This window comes from Modestobacter altitudinis (genome assembly GCF_005930475.1).
Lineage (GTDB): Bacteria > Actinomycetota > Actinomycetes > Mycobacteriales > Geodermatophilaceae > Modestobacter > Modestobacter altitudinis.
This window is the reverse complement of record NZ_SJEW01000128.1, coordinates 1-5,062: the sequence shown is the minus strand read 5'-3', so window position 1 is coordinate 5,062 and position 5,062 is coordinate 1. Positions and strand designations below refer to the sequence as shown.

Sequence of the window (5,062 nt, the reverse complement as noted above, 5' to 3'; positions counted from 1 at the left end):
CCGCCCGCCGCCCGCCGCCCGCCGGGGCCGGTCAGCCGGGGATGACGTGGTCCGCCCGGTAGCGGTCGAACAGCCGGAGGAAGGCGTCCTCGGTGCGCACGTAGCCGGTGAACCCGGCCAGTCGGCTGCGGGACATGTCGGCCAGCACCTCGATGTCGCGGCCGAGGTCGGAGTCGGTGTGCCACCACGAGGCGACCCGCGACAGGTCCGGCTCGACCAGGCCGTGCTCGGCGACGAGTCGGGCCCACACCGGCTCGCTGCCGGCCATCTGCTGCTCGAGCGGGCGCGGGGCGTCGGAGAAGCCCTCGGGCTCCACCTCGAGGGCGGCGGCGAGCCGCGGCCACATCCGGCGCCAGCGGAAGACGTCGCCGTTGACCACGTTGAACGCCTGGTCGGCGGCGGCCGGGCTGGTGGCGGCCCAGACCATGTGGTCGGCGAGCAGCCCGGCGTCGGTCATGTCCACCAGGCCGTCCCACTGCGTCCGCGAGCCGGGGAAGACGAACGGGCGACCGGTGGCCCGGCAGATCGCGGCCTGCACGGCCAGCGTCAGCCCCATGTTCATCGCGTTGCCGACAGCATGGCCGATGACCGTGTGCGACCGGTGCACGCTCCAGGTGGCGCCCTGCTCGGCGGCGGCCGACCACAGCGCGTCCTCCTGGTCGTAGTAGAAGTTGGGCACCGGCAGGCGCTGCGCGTCCTCGAGGAACGGGGTGTCCGGGAGGTCGCCCTGCCCGTACGCCTCGAAGGGGCCGAGGTAGTGCTTGAGGCCGGTGACCAGCGCGACGTGCCGGACGCTCCGGCCCGGCGCCAGGGCGGCCAGCAGGTCGGCGACCATCGCCCGGTTCACCACGATGTTCTCCGCCTCGGTCTGCTGCCGCGACCACGCGCAGAAGAAGACGTGGGTGGGGCGCACCTCGCGCAGCGCGTCGGCCAGCGACGCCACCGAGCGCAGGTCCGCGGCGACGTGCCGGGCCGGCGACCCGGGGACGCGGCGGCGGGACAGGCCGGAGACCTCCCAGCCCCCGGCGGTCAGCCGGTCGACGAGCGCGGTCCCGGTGATGCCGCTGGCGCCGACGACGAGCGCCGAGGCGTCGGGGGAGGGCGGCGGGGTCGCGGGCTGGTGCGGTGCGCTGGGCACGGCGGGGCCTCCGAGGGCGGTCGGTCGCGGGATGGTCCCCCGGGGCAGCACCGGGGGACCCCCGGCTGTTCCGGTCAGCCGATCGACTCCAGGGCGGGGTCGCCGACCCCCGACACGGCCGACCGGCGCAGCCGCAGCCAGGTGACGAAGCCCCAGAGGCAGAAGGCGCCGTAGACGACGTAGAGCAGCGCCGAGGGGTAGTAGCCGGCCCGCAGCAGCAGCGGCACGCCCACGGCGTCGACCGCGACCCAGACCAGCCAGAACTCCAGGTACCCCCGGGCCATGCCGTAGGTCGCCAGCACGCTGCCGACGAAGATCCACGCGTCGGCCAGCGGCCCGTAGCTGCCCAACCGGGTCAGCGCCCACCAGGCGACGAGCAGCCCGGCTGCCCCGGCCAGCAGCAGGCCCAGCCGCTCCCGGCCGGTGGCCCACCGGGGGACGACGGCCGCGGCGCCCGAGCCGGTCCGCCGGTTCTGCTGCCAGCGCCACCAGCCGTAGGCGCTCACCGCGAAGAACAGCACCTGGCGGCCGGCCTGCCCGTACAGGTCGGTGTCCTGCGGGGTGGCGAAGACCCCGCCCAGGAAGACGGTGAACAGCAGCACGTTGGCGACCATCCCGACCGGCCAGGCGGCGGTCCGCCGGCCCATCCCGAGCACGGCGCTGGCCAGGCCGATCACGTTGCCGATGATCTCCCGCCACAGGATGTCGGCACCCAGCACGTGCACGGATGCATCGAGCAGCCAGCCCATCTCAGTTCCTCCGCAGGTCCGCGTGCACGACAGGCGCAAGCACTGCCACGGCCGGAGTTCTTCCCCCCGGGGAACGCGCGGCGTGCTCGCCGGTCGTTCCCCGGCGGAGCGCCGCGTGGACACCCCGTCACCGTTCCGCGTGCCACCATGGCCTCGTGGTCCACCCCTCCGCGTCCGCCAGCGCACTGCTGCACCACGTGCGCACCGGCCGGGCGCGCAGCCGGGCGGAGCTGGTCGCGCTCACCGGCGCCTCGCGGAACACCGTCAGCTCGCGGGTCGACCAGCTGATCGCGGCCAACCTGCTGGAGGAGGGCGGGCGGGGCTGGAGCACCGGCGGGCGGCCGCCCACGCTGCTGCGGTTCAACAGCCGGGCCGGGTGCGTGCTCGCCGTCGACCTCGGGGTCACCAGCGTCGACGTCGCGGTCACCGACCTGTCCGCAGAGGTGCTCGCCACCGTGGGCCACCCGATCGACATCGCCGAGGGGCCCGGGCCGGTGCTCGCCGAGGTCGACCGGCTGGCCCAGCTGGTGCTGGCCGAGGCCGGGCTCACCCCCGGCGACGTGTGCGCCATCGGGGTCGGCGTGCCGGGCCCGGTCGAGGTCTCGACCGGCCGGCCCGTGCACCCGCCGATCATGCCGGGCTGGCACGACCACCCGATCCCCAGCGCGTTCGCGCGGTACGACTGCCCGGTCTTCGCCGACAACGACGTCAACGTCATGGCGCTGGGCGAGATGGGCGTCGCCGGGTCGGTCGAGGACGTGCTGGTGATCAAGGTCGGCACCGGCATCGGCTGCGGGATCATCGTCGACGGCCAGGTCTACCGCGGCGCGCAGGGCAGTGCCGGGGACATCGGGCACATCTCCGTCCCGCTCCCGCCGGGGCGGTCGGTGGTCTGCCGGTGCGGCAACGAGAACTGCCTGGAGGCCATCGCCGGCGGCGGCGCCCTGCTCCGCGACGCGCGCGCGGCCGGGCTGCCGGTCACGTCGACGCGGGAGCTCGTCCAGCTCGCCGCCCAGGGTGACGGGCCCACGCTGGAGCTGGTCCGCGACGCCGGCCGCACGATCGGCACCGTGCTGGCCAGCCTGGTCAACTTCTTCAACCCGCACCGGATCGTGATGACCGGTGGCGTCGCCCAGGCCGGCGCTCCGCTGCTGGCCGGCATCCGCGAGGCGGTCTACGGCCGCTCGCTCCCGCTGGCCGCCCGGAAGCTGGAGATCTCGGTGAGCGAGGCGCCGGAGATGTCCGGTCGGCTCGGCGCCGCGCTGATGGCGATCGAGGGGTACCTCGACGAGGACTCGATCAGCTCGGCCGCGCGGTTGCCGGCACCAGCAGCCGTGGTGTCCCGCCCCGCGCGCTGACCGCCTCGGCCCGCCCGCCCCGCCTACTCCTGGGCGGGGCGGCGCCGCCTGCTGCCCTGAGCCCGCCGGGTTGCGGTTCGGTAACGCAGGCGCTGCTCCTTGACCCGCGTGTGACCGCGGCCATAGTGTCCGCCTTCAACGTACTTGTGTTCAGTGTTGAGCAAAAGTCTGGAGCTGGTGGCATGACGCTCGGCACCCCCGACGGGGCGCACCCGCCGACGGCGTCGTCCGCGCCGTTGCTGGAGATGCACGGCATCGTCAAGCAGTTCCCGGGCGTCCGGGCGCTCGACGGCGTCGACCTCGAGGTGCGCGCCGGTGAGGTGCACTGCCTGCTGGGTCAGAACGGGGCGGGCAAGTCCACGCTGATCAAGGTGCTGGCCGGTGCCCACCAGCCCGACGAGGGTCAGATCCGCTGGGACGGCGTCCCGGTCACCCTCGGCGACCCGCAGGCCGCGATGAGCCGGGGCATCGCCACCATCTACCAGGAGCTCGACCTGGTCTCCGGCCTCACGGTCGCGGACAACGTCTTCCTCGGCCGGGAGCGCTCCCGGCTCGGCATCACCCGGCCGGCACAGGCGAACCGGGCCGCCGCCGAGCTGCTGACCCGGCTCGGCCACCCCGAGATCCGGCCCACCGCCGAGGTCGGCTCGCTGTCCGCGGCGTCGCAGCAGATGGTCAGCATGGCCCGCGCGCTGTCCCAGGACGCCCGGCTGATCGTCATGGACGAGCCGTCCGCCGTCCTCGACAGCGAGGAGGTCGACCACCTCTTCCAGGTCATCCGCGACCTCACCGCGAGCGGCGTCGCGGTGGTCTACATCTCCCACCGGCTGGAGGAGATCCGGCAGGTCGGCGACCGGATCACCGTGCTCAAGGACGGCCGGACGGTGGCCACCGGGCTGCCCGTCCGCGACACCCCGACCCGGGAGGTCATCACGCTGATGACCGGCCGGACGATCGAGTACGTCTTCCCGCCCCGCGGCGCGACGGTCGACCCGCAGGCGGAGCCGCTGCTCGAGGTCGCCGACCTGGCGCTGGCCGGCGAGTTCGCCGGGGTGTCGTTCACCGTCCGGCCCGGGGAGGTCCTCGGCCTGGCAGGGCTCGTCGGGTCCGGGCGGTCGGAGATCCTGGAGACCGTCTACGGCGCCCGCAAGGCCACCAGCGGCACGGTGCGGGTGGCCGGCCGGCGGCTGCGGGCCGGCGACGTGGCCGCCGCGGTCTCCGCCGGGGTCGGGCTGGCCCCCGAGGAGCGCAAGAGCCAGGGGCTGCTGCTCGGCGAGCCGATCTACCGCAACATCACGCTGTCCACCCTGACCCGGTTCGCCCGTGGCGGGTTCCTGTCCGGCGGTGCGGAGAAGCAGGCCGCCCGGGACCAGGCCGAGTCGCTGGACCTGCGTCCCGTCGACGTGGAGCGCGAGGTCCGGACGCTGTCGGGGGGCAACCAGCAGAAGGTCGTGCTGGCGCGCTGGCTGCTGCGCGACTGCAAGGTCCTGCTGCTGGACGAACCGACCCGCGGCGTGGACGTGGGCGCCCGGTCGGAGATCTACGCGCTCATCCGGGCGCTGGCCGACCGCGGCGTGGCCGTGGTCGTCGTCTCCAGTGAGATCCCCGAGGTGCTGGGGCTGGCCGACCGGGTGCTGGTGGTGGCCGACGGCGCGGTCGTGGCCGCCGCCGGGGCCGATGAGCTCGACGAGCACCGGGTGCTCGACCTCGTGATGCAGGGCGCGGCGCACGGCGCCGCCGGAGAAGGAGACGCAGCATGAGCGACACCACGACCACGACGCCGAGCGGGGCGACCGCGGGGGCCACCGCGCCCCGGG

General features: G+C 74.7%; 4 protein-coding genes. 2 read left to right on the top strand and 2 right to left on the bottom strand.

Annotated elements, in window-relative coordinates:
* Window positions 1-31: 31 nt before the first annotated feature.
* The gene (locus FHL79_RS24585; protein WP_138761176.1) at window positions 32-1,138 is read right to left on the bottom strand and encodes an SDR family oxidoreductase; all 1,107 of its coding nucleotides are present in this window, start codon (window positions 1,136-1,138) and stop codon (window positions 32-34) included.
* Between the two features lie 74 nt (window positions 1,139-1,212).
* Window positions 1,213-1,887, bottom strand: coding sequence for a nicotinamide riboside transporter PnuC (gene pnuC, locus FHL79_RS24580; RefSeq protein WP_138761175.1), 675 nt, complete (start codon window positions 1,885-1,887; stop codon window positions 1,213-1,215).
* A gap of 155 nt (window positions 1,888-2,042) precedes the next feature.
* On the opposite strand from pnuC, the gene FHL79_RS24575 reads away from it, so the two are divergent.
* Window positions 2,043-3,245 (top strand): ROK family protein, encoded by a 1,203-nt coding sequence (locus FHL79_RS24575; RefSeq protein ID WP_138761174.1) that lies wholly within the window; start codon window positions 2,043-2,045, stop codon window positions 3,243-3,245.
* Window positions 3,246-3,427: 182 nt separating this feature from the next.
* The gene (locus tag FHL79_RS24570) at window positions 3,428-5,005 is read left to right on the top strand and encodes a sugar ABC transporter ATP-binding protein (protein ID WP_138761173.1); all 1,578 of its coding nucleotides are present in this window, start codon (window positions 3,428-3,430) and stop codon (window positions 5,003-5,005) included.
* Window positions 5,006-5,062: the final 57 nt, after the last annotated feature.